This window comes from Aquipuribacter aurantiacus (assembly GCF_051216895.1).
Lineage (GTDB): Bacteria > Actinomycetota > Actinomycetes > Actinomycetales > JBBAYJ01 > Aquipuribacter.
In genome coordinates, this window is record NZ_JBPKAO010000011.1 from 52,216 (window position 1) to 71,775 (window position 19,560).

15 protein-coding genes are annotated in these 19,560 nt (G+C 74.7%); 10 read left to right on the forward strand and 5 right to left on the reverse strand.

Features of this window, described 5'->3' with window-relative positions; all coding sequences use genetic code 11:
- Positions 1–194 precede the first annotated feature (194 nt).
- A complete protein-coding gene (locus ACR80Q_RS14395) occupies positions 195–1,862 on the reverse strand; it encodes a dolichyl-phosphate-mannose--protein mannosyltransferase (protein WP_435378328.1) in 1,668 nt (555 codons plus the stop codon).
- A 6-nt stretch (positions 1,863–1,868) separates the two neighbouring features.
- Here ACR80Q_RS14395 and rsmI point away from each other — a divergent pair, with 6 nt between their 5' ends.
- The 3 genes from rsmI (at position 1,869) to ACR80Q_RS14410 (ending at position 5,181) form a co-directional block, all read left to right on the forward strand.
- A complete protein-coding gene (gene rsmI, locus ACR80Q_RS14400; RefSeq protein ID WP_435378329.1) occupies positions 1,869–2,819 on the forward strand; it encodes a 16S rRNA (cytidine(1402)-2'-O)-methyltransferase in 951 nt (316 codons plus the stop codon).
- 23 nt (positions 2,820–2,842) lie between these two features.
- Positions 2,843–4,036 carry an aminotransferase class I/II-fold pyridoxal phosphate-dependent enzyme gene (locus tag ACR80Q_RS14405; RefSeq protein ID WP_435378330.1) on the forward strand — a complete coding sequence of 398 codons (1,194 nt, stop codon included), beginning with the start codon at positions 2,843–2,845 and terminating at the stop codon, positions 4,034–4,036.
- Between the two features lie 146 nt (positions 4,037–4,182).
- Positions 4,183–5,181, forward strand: a complete 999-nt coding sequence (locus tag ACR80Q_RS14410; RefSeq protein ID WP_435378331.1) for a GGDEF domain-containing protein — start codon at positions 4,183–4,185, stop codon at positions 5,179–5,181.
- Here ACR80Q_RS14410 and ACR80Q_RS14415 read toward each other — a convergent pair.
- On the reverse strand, positions 5,114–5,734 hold the full coding sequence (locus tag ACR80Q_RS14415) for a VanZ family protein (protein ID WP_435378332.1): 621 nt from the start codon (positions 5,732–5,734) through the stop codon (positions 5,114–5,116). The two genes, ACR80Q_RS14410 and ACR80Q_RS14415, sit on opposite strands and share 68 nt — an antisense overlap.
- A 22-nt stretch (positions 5,735–5,756) precedes the next feature.
- Between ACR80Q_RS14415 and metG the strand changes: the two genes are divergently transcribed.
- The 7 genes from metG to ACR80Q_RS14450 all read left to right on the forward strand — a co-directional run bounded on the left by metG (position 5,757) and on the right by ACR80Q_RS14450 (position 14,696).
- Positions 5,757–7,565: a methionine--tRNA ligase gene (gene metG, locus ACR80Q_RS14420; RefSeq protein ID WP_435378333.1), complete on the forward strand. Its 1,809-nt coding sequence runs from the start codon at positions 5,757–5,759 to the stop codon at positions 7,563–7,565.
- Between the two features lie 97 nt (positions 7,566–7,662).
- Positions 7,663–8,565, forward strand: coding sequence for a TatD family hydrolase (locus ACR80Q_RS14425; protein WP_435378334.1), 903 nt, complete (start codon positions 7,663–7,665; stop codon positions 8,563–8,565).
- A complete protein-coding gene (locus tag ACR80Q_RS14430) occupies positions 8,562–9,350 on the forward strand; it encodes a hypothetical protein (protein ID WP_435378335.1) in 789 nt (262 codons plus the stop codon). The genes ACR80Q_RS14425 and ACR80Q_RS14430 overlap by 4 nt, the downstream gene beginning before the upstream one ends.
- A gap of 247 nt (positions 9,351–9,597) precedes the next feature.
- The gene (locus ACR80Q_RS14435) at positions 9,598–10,827 is read left to right on the forward strand and encodes a ubiquitin-like domain-containing protein (RefSeq protein WP_435378336.1); all 1,230 of its coding nucleotides are present in this window, start codon (positions 9,598–9,600) and stop codon (positions 10,825–10,827) included.
- Positions 10,828–10,894: 67 nt separating this feature from the next.
- A complete protein-coding gene (gene rsmA / locus ACR80Q_RS14440) occupies positions 10,895–11,776 on the forward strand; it encodes a 16S rRNA (adenine(1518)-N(6)/adenine(1519)-N(6))-dimethyltransferase RsmA (RefSeq protein ID WP_435378337.1) in 882 nt (293 codons plus the stop codon).
- A gap of 38 nt (positions 11,777–11,814) precedes the next feature.
- Positions 11,815–12,765, forward strand: coding sequence for a 4-(cytidine 5'-diphospho)-2-C-methyl-D-erythritol kinase (locus ACR80Q_RS14445; protein WP_435378338.1), 951 nt, complete (start codon positions 11,815–11,817; stop codon positions 12,763–12,765).
- Positions 12,766–12,836: 71 nt separating this feature from the next.
- Entirely contained in the window at positions 12,837–14,696 is a 1,860-nt protein-coding gene (locus ACR80Q_RS14450) for an ABC-F family ATP-binding cassette domain-containing protein (protein WP_435378339.1), read from the forward strand.
- On the opposite strand, the gene ACR80Q_RS14455 is transcribed toward ACR80Q_RS14450, so the two are convergent.
- The 3 genes from ACR80Q_RS14455 to ACR80Q_RS14465 form a co-directional block, all read right to left on the reverse strand.
- Positions 14,648–17,848: a hypothetical protein gene (locus ACR80Q_RS14455; RefSeq protein ID WP_435378340.1), complete on the reverse strand. Its 3,201-nt coding sequence runs from the start codon at positions 17,846–17,848 to the stop codon at positions 14,648–14,650. The two genes, ACR80Q_RS14450 and ACR80Q_RS14455, sit on opposite strands and share 49 nt — an antisense overlap.
- A 319-nt stretch (positions 17,849–18,167) precedes the next feature.
- Positions 18,168–18,707: a MarR family winged helix-turn-helix transcriptional regulator gene (locus ACR80Q_RS14460; RefSeq protein ID WP_435378341.1), complete on the reverse strand. Its 540-nt coding sequence runs from the start codon at positions 18,705–18,707 to the stop codon at positions 18,168–18,170.
- Between the two features lie 10 nt (positions 18,708–18,717).
- Complete coding sequence (locus ACR80Q_RS14465) at positions 18,718–19,323, reverse strand: TetR family transcriptional regulator (RefSeq protein WP_435378399.1); 606 nt, start codon at positions 19,321–19,323, stop codon at positions 18,718–18,720.
- Positions 19,324–19,560: the final 237 nt, after the last annotated feature.

Below are 19,560 nucleotides of genomic sequence, written 5' to 3' on the forward strand. Positions count from 1 at the left end.
GGTCTAGTTCGCAACGAGGGGGTCAGGGGTTCGAATCCCCTCAGCTCCACCCGTGAGATCCACCCGTGGGCTCCACCGTGGCGGGCGTGGACGGTCGGCCTGTGGCGGGCACGTCCCGATCAGCACGGCTGACCGAGTCGGACAACCGGTCGAGATCGGACGTGCTCGCTGCCGGCCGGTCCGGGAGCGCTGCCTCACACCCAGCTGGGCCACCACATCCGTACCTGCCACTCGGCGGTCGTGATCAGCTCGGCGGTCCAGACCGGGTAGAAGAACAGCAGGCAGCCGACCGCGGCGACGACCACGGACCCGGCGCCGACCGCGCCCCAGAGCCGTCGCTCGGGCGAGGCGTCGCCCGGTCCCAGCAGCAGGCCCAGTGCGTAGGTCAGTGCCAGCACCAGGAACGGCGTGAACGCGATGGCGTAGAACGTGAAGATGGTGCGCTCCTGGTACATGAACCAGGGCAGGTACGACGCGGCGAGGGGCACGAGGATCGCCCCGGCGCGCCAGTCCCGCCGCAGCACCCAGGCCAGGACGACGACCACCAGGGCGAGGGTGCCGCCCCACCAGACGATCGGGTTGCCCAGCGACGTGACGGCCTGGCTGCAGGCGTCGGCACCGCACCCGGTCACGCCCTGGGACTGCCCCTGGTAGTAGAACGACGTCGGTCGACCCATCACCAGCCAGGACCACGGGTTCGACATGTAGGGGTGCTCGTTGTCGACGGTGTTGATGCCGGTGTGGAAGCCGTACGCGCTCACGTGGTACTGCCACAGGCTGGCCAGCGAGCTCGGCAGCCAGGCCACGGCCTGCTCCGGGTTGTCCACGGCCCAGGTGCGGTTGTAGGAGTCCGGGGCGCGGAACCAGCCGAACCACGACGCGAGGTAGACGACGAACGCCACCGGCACCATGGCCAGGAACGCGAACCACGAGTCGCGGACCAGGGTGCCCACGACCCAGCGCCGCACCCCGGCGCGGCGGCGCGCGTCCAGGTCCCACAGCACGGTCAGCAGCCCGAACGCGGCGAGGACGTACAGCCCGGACCACTTGGTGGCGCAGGCCGCGCCGAGCGAGATCCCGGCGAGCAGCCGGAACGGCCGCCAGCCCAGCCACGGCCCGTACGGCGACAGCGTGCCGCGGCCCAGGCCCGCCGCCACGCGTTCGGCCAGGCGTTCCCGGGCCTGGAACCGGTCCGCGAGCAGGAACGCGAACGCCACCAGGACCCAGAACGACAGGAAGACGTCGAGCAGGCTGGTGCGGGAGTGGACGATGGCGTGCCCGTCCACCGCGAGCAGCAGCCCGGCCACGCCGCCCAGCAGCGTGGAGCCGAGCAGCCGCCGACCGATGAGCACGACCAGCACCACCGACAGGGTGCCGACCACTGCGGCGGAGAAGCGCCAGTAGAACGTGTCGTCGGGGTCGATCTGCATCCCCGCGGCGATCATCCACTTGCCCAGCGGCGGGTGGACGACGAAGTCGGGGGTCCGCTCGAACACGTCGAGGGTGCCGGCGTTGAACAGGTCGTTGGCGTAGGTGTCGTCCTCGCCCTCGGCCACCGGGGTGGGTGACTCCTTGACCGACAGCTCGTGCCCGACCAGCAGGAACGAGTAGGCCTGCTTGACGTAGTAGGTCTCGTCGAACACCAGGCTCGGCGGTCGGCCCAGGTTGACGAAGCGCAGCACCCCCGCGAGCAGGCCCATCACGCCCGCCACGACCCACGCCCACCACGCCGGGTCGGGGTGCGGCAGGCCGAGCCGCTCCCGCAGGGTCTCGTGGGTGACGGCCCGCCCCCGGGCGGGTGAGGACCCACCGCCCCCGGGGCGGCGCCGCTCCGGCACGGCGGTCGAGGTCACGGTGGCCACGCGCCGATGCTACGGGGGGCCTACGGTCGCCCTGTGCCTGTCGACGACGAACCTGACCTCCCGACCGAGGCCGAGGCCGAGGCCGAGGCCGAGGGGCCCGCCTTCGGCTCCGCCGCGCCCGGGGGCGTCGTCGTCGTGGCGGCCACCCCGATCGGCGACCCGCACGACGCCAGCCCCCGGCTGAGGCACTGGCTGGCCACCGCCGACGTCGTCGCCGCCGAGGACACCCGGCGGCTGCGTCGGCTCACCCGCACCCTGGGCGTCGAGGTGCGGGGCCGGGTCGTCGCGCACCACGAGCACAACGAGACCGGTGACGCGGCCGAGCTGCTGGAGCTGGTCCGGGCCGGCCGCAGCGTCCTGGTGGTCACCGACGCGGGGATGCCGACCGTGTCCGACCCCGGGTTCCGGCTGGTGGCCGCGGCGGCCGAGGCCGGTCTGGCCGTCACGGTGGTGCCGGGCCCGTCCGCGGTGCTGGCCGCGCTGGCGGTGTCCGGGCTGCCGACGGACCGGTTCGCGTTCGACGGCTTCCTGCCCCGCAAGCAGGGCGAGCGCGGCCGGGTGCTGGAGGCGCTGCGCACCGAGCCCCGCACCACCGTCCTGTTCGAGGCCCCGCACCGCCTGGCCGACATGCTGACCCACGCGGCGGAGGTGCTGGGCGGGGACCGTCGCGTGGCCGTGTGCCGAGAGCTGACCAAGACCTACGAGGAGGTCCGGCGCGGCACCCTCGCCGAGCTGGCCGCCTGGGCCCGGGACGCCACCGTCCTGGGCGAGATCACCGTCGTGCTCGAGGGCGCCCGCCCCGGGCCCGCGCGCACCCCCGAGGACCTGGTCGCGGTCGTGGCGCAGCGGGAGCAGGCGGGTCTGCGCACCAAGGAGGCCGTCGCCGAGGTCGCCGCCGAGCACGGCGTCCGCAAGAACGCCCTCTACGACGCCGTCATCGCCGCCCGCCGTCCCTGACCGGCACGCCATAGGCTGAGGCGATGGAGTTCCGGCGCATCCCCGGTCTGCCCCCCTACGTGTTCACCATCATCGACGGGCTCAAGCAGCAGGCCCGCCGCGACGGGCGCGACATCGTCGACCTGGGGTTCGGCAACCCCGACATCCCGAGCCCGGACATCGCCGTGGAGAAGCTGGCCGAGGCCGCCCGCAACGCCCGCAACCACCGGTACTCCTCCTCCCGCGGGCTGCCCAAGCTCCGGCAGGCGGTCGCCGCCCGCTACGCCGACCGGTTCGGTGTCGTGCTGGACCCCGACACCCAGGTGATCAGCACCATCGGGGCCAAGGAGGGCTTCAGCCACCTGATGTGGGTGCTGCTGCAGGCAGGGGACGCCGCGATCGTGCCGCAGCCCAGCTACCCGATCCACATCTGGGGCCCCTACCTGGCGGGGGCGGACGTGCGCCAGGTCGCCGTGGGAGCGGACCACGACACGGCCGGGGCGCAGTACATCGACAACGTGATGGCCCAGTGGGAGTACGGCTGGCCGCGGCCGCGCGTGGTCGTGCTGTCGTTCCCGCACAACCCGACCGGCGCCACGGTCGAGCTCGCCGACCTGCAGCGGCTGGTGGACTGGGCCCGCGACAAGGACGTCGTCCTGGTGCACGACTTCGCCTACGCCGACGTGGCCTTCGACGGCTGGCGGCCGCCGTCCATCCTGCAGTGCGACGGCGGCACCGACGTGGCGGTGGAGCTGTACTCGATGACCAAGTCGTTCTCGATGGCGGGCTGGCGGGTCGCGTTCATGCTGGGTCGCGCCGACGTGGTCGCCGCCCTGGCCAAGCTCAAGAGCTACCTGGACTACGGCACGTTCCAGCCGGTCCAGATCGCCGCCACCGTGACCATGAACGAGGCCGCCGACTACCCGGACCAGGTCAGCGAGGTGTACCGCGGGCGTCGCGACGCCCTGGTCGACGGGCTGCAGCGCGCCGGCTGGTCCGTGCCCCGCCCGCGCGGGTCGATGTTCGTGTGGGCCCCGATCCCCGAGCCGTACCGGGCCGAGGGGAGCATCGCGTTCGCGACGCGGCTGGTGGACGACTGCGACGTCGCGACGTCGCCGGGGGTGGGCTTCGGCCCCGACGGCGACGGCTACGTCCGCTTCGCGCTCATCGAGAACGAGCACCGGATCGGCCAGGCGGTCCGCTGCATCCGCAAGGGTCTGCCGCTGCTCGGGGGGTGAGTCGACGCACGGCCGCCCCCTCCGCCGTCGGAGTGCGTTCTGTGCAGACTGCGTGACGCGGAGTGCTCGGGGTGAGACCCTTGTCCGTGCGCTCGACGAGCTCTCCCTCGACGTCGCGGCGGTGGTGGCAAGGACCCACCGACCCTGTGCTGCGTACCGTGCGGGTGCTGGTGCTGGTGCTCTGGCCCACGGTGTGGGTGTGGACGCTGCCCGGTCAGCACCGTCCCGGCAGCGGGCTCGTGCTCGCCTGGCTGCTCGTGGGCGTCTACAGCGCGTCGGCGGTGCTGCTGCTGGGCTCGGGGCAGCGGATGGCCAAGGTGCTGCCCGTCTGCATCCCCCTGTTCACCCTCGCGGCGGCGATCGGGGCGATGACGGGACCCGACCGGCACATCGCCCTGCTGGTGCCGCTGTTCCTGGGCGTGCTCTGCGTCATCGCCGCCATGCAGTTCTCGCCCCGCGCGACCTGGGCGCAGGCCGGGGTGGCGAGCGTCGCCGCGATGGTCTGCGTCTGGTGGGCCGCCCCCGACCCCGTCCAGGTCGCCGTCACCTCGGTGGCCGTCCTGGCCGGCATCGCCGCGCCGCCCTGGGCCATCCTGCGGCTGCGCTCGCAGCTGGACGCGGCCCACGCCCGTGAGCACCGGCTGGCCCGGACCGACCCGCTCACGGGTGCGCTCAACCGGCGGGGGCTGTTCGAGGCGGCCGCGAGCGTGCTGGAGGCCGCCCCCGAGGTGGACGTCGTCACCCTCGACCTCGACGGCTTCAAGCGTCTCAACGACACCCACGGCCACGCCGTCGGCGACGAGGCGCTGCGGGCCGTCGCCGCGTCGCTGCGTGCGCTGGAGGACTCCTGGACCGCCCCCGGTCCGCTGCTGGTGGCCCGCCTCGGCGGCGAGGAGTTCCTCGTCCTCGCCCCGGCCGCCGCGCACCCGGTGGACGAGCTGGCCGAGGCGGTGCGGGCCGCGGCCGCGGTGCCCGTGTCCGGGGGGGAACGGACCAGCGCCAGCGTCGGGGCCATCCGCCGTCGCCCGCCCGCCGAGCCCGAGGAGCGCACCGCGTGGCTGCTGCGGCAGATCGACGTCACGGACGAGCTGATGTACCGGGCGAAGCGCTCGGGAGGGGACCGGGTGCTGGCGGAGCACCCCTGAGGGCCCGTCGGCGTCCTGCGGCGTGCACCAGCGGCCGCAGCGCCAGACCGAGCACGGCCCCCACGACGAGCCCCACCAGGTTGAGCAGGACGTCGGTCGCCTCGCACGAGCGGCCCAGGGCGGGGACGGCGTACTGGACGCCCTCCACCAGCAGGGGGAAGCCGGCCGCCGCCGCCAGGGCCGCTCCCGCCACCGGCCCACGCGGCAGCAGCACCACCAGCAGCAGCCCGGCGGGCAGGGTCAGCAGCACGTTGGCCAGCTCCTCCCCGCCCCGCCCCCACTGGCCGAGCGGGCGCAAGGCCGTCACGCAGTCCCGGACCGCGTCCGGGGGCACGTCCACGGCGCTGGGTGGCAGCGTCATGGCGAACGGCGCCGTGCAGGCGAACGAGAGCAGGGCGGCCGCGGACCGACCCGAGCCCAGCCGCCGGCTCAGCGGCCCGGACAGGACCACCGACCCTACGGCGAGCACCAGCAGGGCCGGCAGGACGACGACGTGGTCGGTGAGGAACGCCACCACGGGCACGACAGCGGGGAGGTCGGCCGGAGCGTGCACCCGTGAACCCTAGGCTGGGCGCATGACCCACGTGCTCTCCGCGGTGGCCTGGCCCTACGCCAACGGTCCCCGACACATCGGCCACGTCGCCGGCTTCGGCGTCCCCTCCGACGTGTTCAGCCGCTACATGCGGATGGCCGGGCACGACGTGCTCATGGTGTCCGGCACCGACGAGCACGGGACCCCGATCCTCGTGCAGGCCGACAAGGAGGGCGTGAGCCCGCAGGCCCTCGCGGACCGCTACAACCGCGTCATCGTCGAGGACCTGCAGGCGCTCGGGCTGTCGTACGACCTGTTCACGCGCACCTCGACGCGCAACCACCACCAGGTCGTCCAGACGCTCTTCACGGCCGTGCACGCCAACGGCTACGTCGTCGCCAAGACCCAGCTCGGCGCCATCAGCCCCAGCACCGGACGCACCTTGCCCGACCGCTACATCGAGGGCACCTGCCCCATCTGCGGCTACACCTCCGCCCGCGGCGACCAGTGCGACAACTGCGGCAACCAGCTGGACCCGGTCGACCTGGTCGACCCCCGCAGCAAGATCGACGGCGAGACGCCGACCTTCGTGGAGACCGAGCACCTGTTCCTGGACCTGCCGGCGCTGGCCGAGGCGCTGGGGGAGTGGCTGGCGGGGGTCGAGGAGAAGGGCGCCTGGCGGCCCAACGTGCTCGGGTTCAGCCGCAACCTGCTGGCCGACGTCCGCCCCCGCGCGATCACCCGTGACCTGGACTGGGGCATCCGCGTCCCGCTGCCCGGCTGGGAGGACAACCCGGCCAAGCGGATCTACGTCTGGTTCGACGCGGTCGTCGGGTACCTGTCCGCGTCGGTGGAGTGGGCCCGGCGCACCGGTGACCCGGAACGCTGGCGCGAGTGGTGGAACGACCCCGACGCGCTGTCGTACTACTTCATGGGCAAGGACAACATCACCTTCCACTCCCAGATCTGGCCCGCCGAGCTGCTCGCGCACGACGGTCGCGGGTCGAAGGGCGGCGAGCAGGGCCCCTTCGGTGACCTGCAGCTGCCCACCGAGGTCGTCTCCAGCGAGTTCCTCACCATGGAGGGCAAGCAGTTCAGCTCCAGCCGCGGGGTCGTCATCTACGTCCGCGACGTGCTCGAGCGCTACCAGGCCGACGCGCTGCGCTACTTCATCAGCGCCGCGGGCCCGGAGACGGCCGACTCGGACTTCACCTGGGCGGAATTCGTCCGCCGCACCAACACCGAGCTGGTCGCGGGCTGGGGCAACCTCGTCAACCGGACCGCGGGGATGATCGCCAAGAACCTGGGCGAGATCCCCGCCGCGGGCGAGCTCCAGCCGGTGGACACCACCCTGCTGGACCGCGTGCTGGGCTCGTTCGACACCGTGGGGGAGCTGCTGCGCACCCACCGGCAGAAGCAGGCCCTCGCCGAGGCGATGCGGACCGTCGGCGACGTCAACGCCTACATCAGCGAGACCGAGCCGTTCCGGCTCAAGAAGACCGACCCGGCCCGGATGGCGACGATCCTGCACGTGGCCGCGCAGTGCATCAGCGACTGCAACACGCTGCTGGCGCCGTTCCTGCCGCACAGCGCGCAGGCCGTCCACGAGACGTTCGGCCGCACCGGGGTGTTCGCCCCGATGCCCGAGATCCGTGAGGTCGACGACCTCGACGGCGGGGCGCCCTACCCGGTCCTGACCGGCGACTACTCGACCATGCAGGGCACCTGGCGCCGGGTCCCGGTCGAGCCCGGCACCCCGGTGGCGGTCCCGACGCCGATCTTCACCAAGCTCGACGACTCCGTGGTCGAGGCCGAGCTCGCGCGGCTGCGCGGGGAGGTGCCGGAGGCCTGAGCCCGGCCACCCGGGAGCAGGACCCCGGTGCCGAGGGACCCGGGCGTGCGGACCGGCCGAGTTCTCCTGCGGAGTGGCCGGTCCTAGGGTCGAGGGCGTGACCCTGCGCCCGATCCGTTCCCGGTCGACCACCACCGAGACCGACGGCCGCAGCCGGGACCGCACCGCCCCGCCGCCGCCGGAGCCGCTGGCCGTCGCGGTGCCGGACAACCACACCCACCTCGACATCGCCGACGCCGAGGACCGCGGTGTCGACGACCTGCTGGCGCTGGCAGCCACGGCGGGGGTGCCGCGCGCGGTGCAGATCGGGTGCGACCTGCCCGCGGCCCGCTGGACCCGGGAGCTGCTCGACGCCCAGCAGCCCGGCCCCGACGGGGTGCTGCCGCTGCTGGGCGGCGTGGCCATCCACCCCAACGAGGCCGCCAGGCTCGACCCGGCCGCCCTGGACGCCGCCCTCGACGAGGTCGAGCGGCTGCTCGACCACCCCCGGATGCGGGTCGTGGGCGAGACCGGTCTGGACCACCACCGCACCCCGCCCGAGGGCCGGGCCGCGCAGGAGGAGTCGTTCCGCCGCCATCTCGACCTGGCGAGGCGGACCGGGCTGGCGCTGCAGATCCACGACCGCGACGCCCACGACGACGTGCTGCGCGTGCTGGCCGAGGAGGGCGCCCCTGAGCGGACCGTCTTCCACTGCTTCTCCGGGGACGCCGCCATGGCGCGGGTGGCGGCCGAGAACGGCTGGTACTGCTCGTTCGCGGGCGTCCTCACCTTCCGCAACGCGCAGGCCCTGCGCGAGGCCTGCGCGGTCGTCCCCCGCGAGCTGCTGCTGGTCGAGACCGACGCCCCGTTCCTCACCCCGCACCCGTTCCGGGGCCGGCCCAACGCGTCCTACCTGCTGCCCCACACCGTGCGGGCCATGGCGGAGCTGCGCGGGGACGACCTGGACGAGCTCTGCGCCGCCCTGGCGTCGAACACCGAGACCGTCTACGGCCGCTGGTGAGGACCCGGGCCAGCGCCGCGGTGACGGCGCCGACGCCGCAGCAGTGGCAGACCTGGTGGACCGCACTGGTGGCACGGACGACGCGGGAGCTCGGCCGGACCGCCGCGGGCGGCGGCGGGCCCTGGGCCCCGGGCGCGCACCGGGACCTGACCCCGGCCGGCCTGACCCGGGGGACGCTGGAGGCGACCGTCCGGGCCGCCGGGCGCGGACGGGCCGTCGAGCTGGCCTACCGCGAGCACGCCGATGAGGCGCGGCAGGCGCGGGTGGACGTCGACGGGCTCGAGCAGGCCCGCGCCGCGACGACCAGCGGCACGCTGGCGCCCCTGGCGTGGACGGGCAGGGTGTCGCTGGCCGCGGCCGGGCCCGACGTGCGGCTGGACCTGACGCTGCCCTGGGGGCGGCTGCGGCTGCGGGCCCGGGTCGTCGGGGACCGGCTGGAGAGCGAGCTCGTCGTGCGCGGCCGGGGGCTGTGGCGGCCGCTGGCGGCGGTGGGCCTCCGACTGGTGCGGCAGCCGCTGCGCACCGAGCTGGAGCGGGCCACCGGGCGCGCGGCCGCCGCCGTGGGTCGGGTGGCCCGCGACCCGGACGCCGCGGCCCGTGCCGACGGGGGGCCCGTCGACCAGCTCGGCGACGTGCTCGGGGAGGTCGTGGGGGAGGTCGTCGACGACCGGCCGCTGGACGCCGGGGCGGGTGGGGCCCTGCAGCGGGCCCTCGACCTGAGCTGGTTGCGGAGTCCCGTCACGATCCTCCGTCACCTGCGCAGGGCACCTCGCGACAGGTCCTGACGTGCTGTTGTCACCTTCCGTAACCGCCCGGTGACGTGAATCGCCCCGGTGTGGGACATCTCACTCACGCCGCCGAGGGTTTCCCGTTAGGTCACGGATCGGTTACGTTCACCGACTGGTAGCCGGGATCCGACGACGTCCCTCCGCGTGCGGGACCCCGTGACACCCCCTCCGCACTGTCGGTACCCGGACAGCTCTAGCAGGTGGTTTCTCCTTGACGCTCTCCCTCACCCCTGTGGTCCGCGCCGTGACGCGTCCCACCCGCCTCGTCGCCGCAGCGCAGGCCGCGGTCCTCACCCTCCTGGTCGCCGGTGTCGCCGGCTGGACCGTCCTGGACCGCACCGTCACCCTCGAGGTCGACGGTCAGGCGCAGCAGGTGCGCATCCTCGGTTCTGAGGTCAGCGACGTGCTGGCCGCCGCCGACATCGAGGTCGGCGAGCGCGACCTCGTGTCGCCCGCGATCGACGAGGACGTCGCCGACGGCGAGCAGGTCACCGTCCGCTACGCCCGCCAGCTGACCGTCGCGGACCCCGCCGGGGACGAGCGCACGTTCTGGACCACGGAGCTCACCGTCGACGACGCCCTCGTGGCGGCCGGCCTGAGGCACGAGGACGCGTGGCTGTCCGCCTCCCGCTCCGCGAGCATCGGTCGCAGCGGCCTGTCGCTGACCCTGAGCATGCCCAAGGACGTGACGGTCGTCGCCTACGGCGACACCCAGCAGGTCACGTCCCCGGCGCCCACCGTGGCCGACCTGCTCGACGAGCTCGGTCTCGCCCTGGGCGCGTCCGACCGGCTGGCCCCCGCCCCCGAGACCGTCCTGGCCGCCGGCCAGACGGTCACGGTCCAGCGCGTCAGCACCGACGACCTGGTCGAGACCGAGGTCGTGGAGAGCTCGACGGTGACCGTCGAGGACGCCGAGCTCTTCGAGGGCGAGGACGAGGTCCGCGAGGAGGGCAGCGACGGGGAGCTCACCGTCACCACCCGCGTGGTCCTGGTCGACGGCGTCGAGGAGTCCCGCCAGGAGATCGCCCGCACGGTGACGACCGCCCCCGTGGACCGCGTCGTGGCCGAGGGCACCAAGGAGCGCCCGAAGCCGAAGCCCGAGCCGAAGCCCGAGCCCGCCCGCGAGAGCTCCTCCAGCAGCGGCGGCTCGTCCAGCAGCTCCTCGGGCAGCAGCTCGTCCGGGTCCTCCGGCGGCGGCTCCTCCAGCCCCGCCCCGGCGCCCAGCGGCGGCACCGCCTCCCTGAACTGGTCGGCCCTGGCGGCCTGCGAGTCCGGCGGCAACCCGAGCATCGTGTCGAGCAACGGGCTCTTCCACGGCCTCTACCAGTTCGACCGTCGCACCTGGCAGTCCATGGGCGGCTCCGGTGTCGCCAGCCAGGCGTCCGCCTCCGAGCAGACCGCGCGCGCCCAGGCGCTGTACGACTCGCGCGGCGCCCAGCCGTGGCCGCACTGCGGCCCGCGTCTGTTCAGCTGAGCCGCCACGTGACCCACGTGACGAGCCCGGCCTGAGCACAGCCGACGGCAGCGGCCCCGACCCCCTCGTGGGGCTCGGGGCCGCTGCCGTGCGCGCGCTGGCCGCCCGGCACGGGATCAACCCGACCAAGAGCAAGGGCCAGAACTTCGTCATCGACGTCGGCACGGTGTCGCGCATCGTCCGGCTGGCGGGAGTTCGGCCCGGTGACGTGGTCCTCGAGGTCGGTCCCGGGCTCGGGTCGCTCACCCTGCCCCTGCTGTCGGCCGGTGCCCACGTCGTGGCCGTCGAGCTCGACGAGCGCCTCGCCGCGGCGTTGCCGGGCACCGTCGGGACGCACCTGCCGGACGCGCTGGACCGGCTGCACGTGGTGCGGGCCGACGCGACCGCGATCACGGCGGCGGACCTGCCGCTGGCCCCGACCCGGTTCGTGGCCAACCTGCCCTACAACGTGGCCGTGCCCCTGCTGCTGGGCGTGCTCCAGGGGGTCCCGTCGGTGCAGGACGGTGTCGTGATGGTGCAGTCGGAGGTCGCCGACCGGCTGTGCGCCGGGCCCGGCGGGCGGGTCTACGGCGTGCCGTCGGTCAAGCTCGCCTGGTACGCGGCCGCCCGTCGCGTGGGGTCGGTGGCCCCGACGGTGTTCTGGCCCGTGCCCCGCGTGGACTCCGGGCTGGTCGGCTTCACCCGCCACGACCCGCCCGCCACCGCCGTCGCCGACCGCGCCCAGGTCTTCGCCACCGTGGACGCCGCGTTCGGCCAGCGCCGCAAGACGCTGCGGCAGTCCCTCGCCGTGCGGGCCGGGTCCGCGACCCGGGCCCAGGTCGCGCTCGAGGCCGCCGGCGTCGCGCCGTCGACGCGGGCCGAGCGGCTCGGCGTGGCGGAGTTCGCGGCCGTCGCGGACGCCCTGCAGCAGCTCGAGCCGGACCCGGGCGAGGGCCTGACGGGGAACTAGGGAGCGGGACGGAGCGCGAGGGCCTAGCCTCGGAGGCCATGGGCACCCACGCGACCGTCACCGTGCGGGCACCTGCGAAGGTCAACCTGCAGCTGACGGTCGGGGCCCCTTCGGCCGACGGGTTCCACCCCCTCGCGACGGTGTTCCAGGCCGTCGGGCTCTACGACGAGGTGACCGCGACCAACGCCCCGGGTGGCACGTTCACCTGCGAGGTCAGCGGGGTCGACGCCGCGCTGGTGCCCTCCGACAGCAGCAACCTGGCGGTGCGCGCGGCCCGAGCGCTGGTCGAGGCGGTCGGTCCGGAGACCGCGCCCCGGCTCGGGGTCCACCTGTCCATCCGCAAGCAGATCCCCGTGGCCGGGGGCATGGCGGGCGGGTCCGCCGACGCGGCGGCGGCCCTGCTGGCCTGCGACACCCTGTGGGGCCTGCAGCTGGACCGCTCGCAGCTGGCCGACCTCGCGGCCGGCCTCGGCTCCGACGTGCCGTTCTCGCTGCTGGGGGGCACCGCGGTCGGCATGGGGCGCGGGGACCGGCTGACCCCGGCGCTGGGGCGCGGCACCTGGCACTGGGTGCTGCTGGTGTCCACGGCCAGCCTGTCCACCCCCACCGTCTACGCCGAGCTCGACCGGTTGCGGGCCGGTCGGGTCGTGGTCGAGCCGCGGGTGTCGCAGTCCCTCATGCAGGCGCTGCGCTCGGGCGACCCGACGGCGCTGGGTTCCTCGCTGCACAACGACCTGCAGCACGCCGCGGTGTCGCTGCTGCCCGAGCTGGACCAGCTGCTCGAGCTCGTGAACGCCGCCGAGCCGGCCGGGGCGCTGGTGTCCGGTTCCGGGCCCACGGTGGCCGTCCTGGCCGAGGACGAGCAGCACGCCGCCGAGCTGGCCGTGGCCCTCGCGGACGCCCCAGGTGTCGGCCGCGTCCTGCGCGCCTCCGGTCCCGTGCCAGGCTGCAGGGTCGTCGACCAGGGAGTGCGCGGCGTCGGTTCCTGACCGGGCGGGCTGCCACCCTTGGTCCCGCCGCCCGCCCCTGCCTCACGCACCGAGCCCCACGGAGAACCCCTGTGCCCAACCTCGTCAACTGCACCGGCATCCACGTCGCGCTGCCCGACCGGGTCCTGCTGGACGACGTGTCCCTGGGCATCGACGACGGCGACCGGATCGGCGTGGTCGGCCGCAACGGCGACGGCAAGTCCACGCTGCTGCGGGTGCTGGCCGGGAGGGCCGAGACCGACGAGGGGCGGGTGGCCGTCCGCGGTGGCGTGCGGCTCGGCATGCTGGACCAGCGGGACCGCCCGACCGGCGACACCGTGGCCGACGTCGTGCTGGGGGAGCGGGCCGCCGACGCGCACACCTGGGCCGGGGACGCGCGGGTCCGCGACGTCGTGGGCGGGCTGCTCGGCGGGGTGGACGCCGCCGGGGTCGGCGGGATGGACGCCCGCACCGACGAGCTGTCCGGTGGGCAGCTGCGCCGGGTCGCGCTGGCCGCGGTCCTGGTGGAGGACCCCGACCTGCTGCTGCTGGACGAGCCCACCAACCACCTGGACGTCGACGGCGTCGCCTGGCTCGCGCAGCACCTGCTCGCGCGGGCGGCGTCGGGTCGCGGCGGGCTGGTGGTCGTCACGCACGACCGGTGGTTCCTCGACGAGGTGTGCACGCAGACCTGGGAGGTCCACGACGCGGTCGTCGACGCCTACGAGGGCGGCTACGCGGCCTGGGTGCTGGCCCGTGCCGAGCGGGAGCGGATGTCGCAGGTCACCGAGGAACGACGCCAGAACCTGATGCGCAAGGAGCTGGCCTGGCTGCGTCGCGGCGCCCCGGCCCGCACCAGCAAGCCGAAGTTCCGCATCGAGGCCGCGACCGTCCTGATCGCCGACGAGCCGCCGCCGCGCGACACCGTGGCGCTGCAGAAGCTGGCCGCGGTCCGCCTGGGCAAGGACGTCGTCGACGTCGAGGACGTCCGGGTGGACCACCCGCGCGGGGGCGACGTGCCCCTGCTCACCGACGTCACCTGGCGCCTGGCCCCCGGCGAACGGGTCGGCGTCGTCGGCGCCAACGGGGCGGGCAAGACCACCCTGATGCGGCTGCTCACCGGTCAGGGCCGGCCCGACGCCGGTCGCGTCAAGCGCGGCAAGACGGTCCGCACGGCCATCCTGACCCAGGACCTGGCCGAGCTGGACGAGGTGCAGCACCTGCGTGCGGTCGAGGCGGTGGAGCAGGTGGCCCGGACCGTCGACGTCGGCGGCAAGGAGATGACCGCGTCGCAGCTCGTCGAGCAGCTCGGCTTCCCCAAGGAGCGGCAGTGGACGCTGGTCAGCGACCTGTCCGGCGGCGAGCGGAGGCGGCTGCAGCTGCTGCGGCTGCTGCTCGACCAGCCCAACCTGCTGCTGCTGGACGAGCCCACCAACGACCTGGACACCGACTCCCTCGCCGCGATGGAGGACGTCCTGGACTCCTTCGCGGGCACGCTCGTCGTGGTCAGCCACGACCGGTACCTGCTGGAGCGGCTCTGCGACAGGCACGTCGGCCTGGTCGGCGACTCCCGGCTGAGGGACCTGCCGCGCGGGGTCGAGGAGTACCTCGAGCGGCGGCGCGCGCTGCAGGCGGGCGGCCGCGCGGACAGCTCCTCGGGCAGCAGCTCCACCTCGGGCGGGTCCGCGGCTGCCGGCGGGCGGGACGCGACCGCGGCGGACGGGGCGCCGTCGGCGGCGGACCAGCGGGCGGCCCGCAAGGACCTGGCGCGGCTCGAGCGCCGGCTGTCGAAGCTCGCGCAGCAGGAGACCAAGCTGCACGACGACCTCGCGGCCAACGCCACCGACCCCCAGCGGGTCGTCGACCTGGACCGGCAGCTGCAGGCGGTCCTGGCCGACAAGAATCAGGTCGAGGCGGAGTGGCTCGAGCTGGCGGAGACCGCGGAGGGCTGAGCCGCCGGGCCCGACGGGGGCCGGACGGGACGACCGGACCGGTACGCCCCCGCCAGCAGCAGCAGGGCCACCGACCACGCCACGGCCGCCGCGAGCAGGAGCGAGGTCCCCAGCGTGGCCGGCACGCCCAGGTGGACCGTCAGCCCCAGGATTCGCGAGAGCCCGCCGGGGACGACCTGCATCTCGTCGTTGAGCAGGGTGAGCAGCCGCTCGGTGCCCACCAGCGCGAGCAGCCCGCCCAGCCACAGCAGCGCCGTCCCCGCGGCCGCCGCGGCCGTCGCGACCGCCGTGAGCCGACCGGGCCGACCGGGCCCGGACGCCCCCGACAGGGCGGGGGCCAGCAGGACCCACAGCAGCGCGGCCACCGCGGCCACCACGTACACGCCCCGGGCCGGCGGGGTGGTCCAGAACCCCAGCCACGCCCCGGTCGGACCGCGCCAGGCGGTGGCGACCAGCAGGGGCAGGACCCCGACCAGCTGCGGGCCGGCGACCGAGGCCGCGACCGCCCCCCAGGGGACGCGCCGGGACCCGCGCACGCCCCGCTGCACCACCAGCGCCCCCAGCACCGTCGCCAGCGCCGTCGTGACGGCCAGGCTCAGGTACAGCGGGGAGATCATCGACCCGAACGCCGCGTGCGCCCCCGTGAGGACCACGAGCGGCACGACCACCGACAGCGCCCGGGCCCCGGGCCCGGCGTCGTGCCACCGGGCCGGGGTGGACCGCCACGGCCGCAGCGCGGCCCGCCGCAGCAGCGGCACCAGGGCCAGGCCCAGCACCGCGACGACCAGCATGCCGCCGGCCAGCAGCCGCGACGCGGTCCGGCCCTCGAGCCGGTCCAGGCCGGCGTCGGCGGCCGCGAACTCGTACGGCGGGAAGTCCAGGTCGCCCGACCAGGTCGTCCGGTGCTCCTCGACCCGCTCGGCGTAGGTCGCCGCGGCCGCCAGGTGCGCCTCGCGGGAGGCGGCGTCGCCGGTGTCCAACCACTCGTAGCCGCGCAGCATGACCTCCCGGTAGCTGCCCAGGGTGAGGAACAGGTCGCGTTCGTAGGCCAGCGAGCGGGTGAGCAGCGCGTGCTGACCGGGGTCGGTGAAGGTGGCCGGGTCGATCCCGGCCAGGGTGGCCTGCATCGCCTCCACCTGGGCGACGGCGTCCTCGCCGCCGGCCACGGCCTCGTCGACCCGACCGCGGTCGGCCTCGTACAGCGCCGACCAGGTGGCGGTGTCCCCGCCGACCAGGTCCCACTTGAACACCCAGAGCATGGGCGGCGGCTCCAGGCCGAACGCCCGGACCTCCTGCTCGGCGTACGGCTCGACGTACAGCCCGTCCAGGACCGCCTGCCGGGAGGCCGCGAGCAGGTCCGACAGCCCGGCGACCGTCTGCGGGTCCTGGCTCCAGGTGCGGCGCAGCCAGGTCCGCTCCATCGCCTCCAGGTCGGCGTCGGGGTCCCACGCCAGCCGGGCGGAGGTCCACACCTGCAGGTCGTACAGCTGCCAGAAGCCTGTCGTCAGGTACAGCGACATCGGCCCGGCGCGCTGCGGCCCGCCGGACTGCGTCCACACCCAGACCCCGTCCAGGGCGGGGTTGGCCGCCCGGACCTGCTGCAGGGCGGCGGCGTGGTCGCCCGTGGTGTCGTTGGGGAACGCGCTGAAGCCCTCGAACTCCCGGCGGGCCTGGATCTCGACGATGCGCTGCTGCGGGCCCGCCAGCAGCGTCGGGTTGAGCGGCAGCCACGCGTCGAAGTCGCCCGCGACGAACTTGGTCGACACCACCAGGTCGTCCATGCCCTGCGCGGGGCCCAGGTCGCCCAGGACGCGCTCGTAGGTGTCGGGCGAGGTGTGCAGGTCGCCGACCTCGCCCACGCCGACGGTCCAGCTGCGCAGGTACACGTCGGCGTCGTGCTCGGCCGCGACGTCGGTGAACGTGGCCAGCATGGTGCGGACCTGCTGGTCCTCGGTCACCTCCAGGGCGGAGTAGTAGTCCCAGCCGTCCAGGTTGTAGATCGCCCCCGCCTCGCCGACCCGGATCATCAGCCCGTCGACGAACGGCAGCTCGGTGAGCAGCTCGTCGGCCGCGGCCCGGTACACCTGCCACAGCTGCTCGGAGTCCGCGTCCAGCCCGCCCGGCTGCTGCTGCAGGTACGCCTCGAGCGGCTCGGTGAGGGCCAGCATGTCGGTCACCATCACCACGTCCATGCCCATGGTGTCGGCGTAGGCCCACATGTCGCCGACCTGCTCGCGCATCGCCTCCGCGCGCTCGCGGTACGGGCTGCCGGGCGGGTAGACGGCGTCGCCGTCCTCGACCCCGGCGAACGTCACGTACTCCAGGAACCCGGGCACGACGACACCGTCGTAGCCGTAGGACACCATCCGGTCGACGTAGGTGCGCCACTGCTGGTCGACGTCGGACAGGGCGTCCGGGTCCAGCCAGGGCTCCTGCGCCAGGACGACGTCGGCGAGGGCGCCGTTGGCGTGGACGTAGTCGTCCTGGGCGGCGTAGGCCTGCGGGTCGGGCGTGATGCCGACGGCCCCGGTGTCGACCAGGCGCCGGCCCAGGGCCGGGGCGACGGTGGTCGGCCCCGCCTCGACGTCGGCCCAGCCGCGCCCGCCGTCCAGGTGGTCGGCCAGCTGGAACAGCCCCGCCGCCAGCCCCCGCCGGTCGGCGGCGGTCAACCGGACCGCGTCGCCGTCGCGCGACAGCTCGTAGGTCTCCGGCTGGGGGTCGGGGGTGTCGGGATCGGCGTCGGCGTCGGCGTCGGTGCCCGTGCCGGCGTCGGGCGTCGGGCCGGCCGGCACCAGCTCGGCCACCAGCGACGCGGTGGGGGTCGCGGCGGCCGCGGGGGTCCCTGCGGCCGTGCCGGTGCCGTCCGTCCCGGCGCTCACGTCGGCCCCGGCGGCCTCCAGCGACGCGACGACGTGCTCACCGGCCAGGTCCACGAGGGGGTCGCCCGGGGCGGGCAGCGTCAGCGCGACCCGTTCCGGGGCCGCGACGGGCACCAGCGGGGCCGCGCCCGGTCGCTCGGGCGCGGTCAGGGGGTCCTTGTCCCGGAACGACACGGCGAGGAAGCCGTCGACGGCCCCGGCCCCCACGACCCCCAGGGCCAGAGAACCGACGACCAGCAGCGCAGCCACGCGTGCCGTTCCCCCGATGTGCACCGGTTCATCCTGCGCCCCGTGGGGCGCCGCGTCCACCACCGGGGCCGGCTCACGAGCGGCCGGGGACCCGGAGCCCGGGAGCCGGCGCGCCATTGGCCTGGAGCGAGCTCCTCGGTTCTTGAACAGATGTCCGACTCGAACAACTGACCCACACCTGATGTCGACGCTCTCGGGGCTCTCGACGCTCTCGGGGCTCTCGACGCTCTCGGGGCTCTCGGGGCTCTCGGGGTGGTCGGGGTGGTCGGGGTGGTCCGGGTCGGTCCGGGTCGGTCCGGGTCGGTCCGGGACCTGACCGCGTGGCTCAGTGGCCTCAGCGGCGTCAGCGGTGCGGCGACCCGTCCGGCGGGCTCTCGAAGGGCCGGACCAGGGTCCGCAGCAGGTCGGCGAGCCGGTCGCGGTCCCGCCGCGGCATGCCCGCCAGGAACGACGACTCCCGCTCCAGCAGCGCCGCCATCGCCGCGTCGACCAGCTGCAGGCCGGCGTCGGAGAGCTCGACCACGACCAGGCGGCGGTCGCTGGGGTCGGCGCGTCGGGTGACCAGACCCCGACCGGTCAGCCGGTCGATCCGGTTGGTCATGGTGCCGCTGGTGACCAGGGTCTGCGGCAGCAGCTGCGACGGCGTCAACCGGTGGGGCGGGCCGCTGCGACGCAGCGCGGCCAGCACGTCGAACTCCCAGCGCTCCAGGTCGTGGGCCTCGAACGTGGACGAGCGGGCCCGGTCGAGGTGGTGGGCCAGGCGGGTGACCCGGGACAGCACCTCCAGCGGGGCGACGTCCAGGTCCGGTCGGACGCGGGCCCAGGCGGCGGTGATGCGGTCGACCTCGTCCTCGCCGTTACCAGGTGGTGCGCCGTCCCCCATGGGGGACAACCTAGCCGCGGGGCCGGGGCGCCAGCCGGGGCTTCGCCTCCAGGCCCGACAACCCGTTCCAGGCCAGGTTGACCAGGTGCGCGGCGACCTCGGCCTTCTTGGGCTTGCGCTGCTCGAGCCACCACTGCCCGGTCATCGCGACCATGCCGACCAGCATCTGCGCGTACATCGGGGCGCTCTTGCGATCGAAGCCGCGGGCGGCGAACGCGTCGACCAGCACGTGCTCGACCTGCGTCGCGGTGTCGCCCAGCAGGCTGGAGAAGGTGCCGGTGGACTGGGCGACGGGGGAGTCGCGCACCAGGATCCGGAAGCCGTCGGTGCTGGTCTCGATGTAGTCGAGCAACCCGATGGCCGCGCCCTCCAGGAGCACGCGGGGGTGGGCGTCGGTGGTCAGCTCGCGGGTGATGATGGCCAGCAGCTGCTGCACCTCGCGGTCGACGACGACCGCGTACAGGCCCTCCTTGCCGCCGAAGTGCTCGTACACGACGGGCTTGGACACCTTGGCGGCCGCGGCGATCTCCTCGACGCTGGTGCCCTCGTAGCCCTTGTCGGCGAACAGCCGGCGCCCGACGTCCAGCAGCTGCTCACGGCGCTGCGTGCCGGTCATCCGGGAGCGGCGGGACACCCGGGCCCGCCCGGACGCGCTGTCGCTGATGACCAGACGGGCGGGGTCCGCCGTCCCCGGGTCGAGGGCGACGAGGTCCTTGTCGCGGGCGTCGGTCACCCCCCCAGTGTGCCGGTGAGGAGCATCACGGTTGACCGGACCGTCCCGGTCCGGCGACGGGCACCGCCCGGGACACGGCAGGATGGTCGGCACCCCGCCACCGCGCGGTCCGCCCTGGTG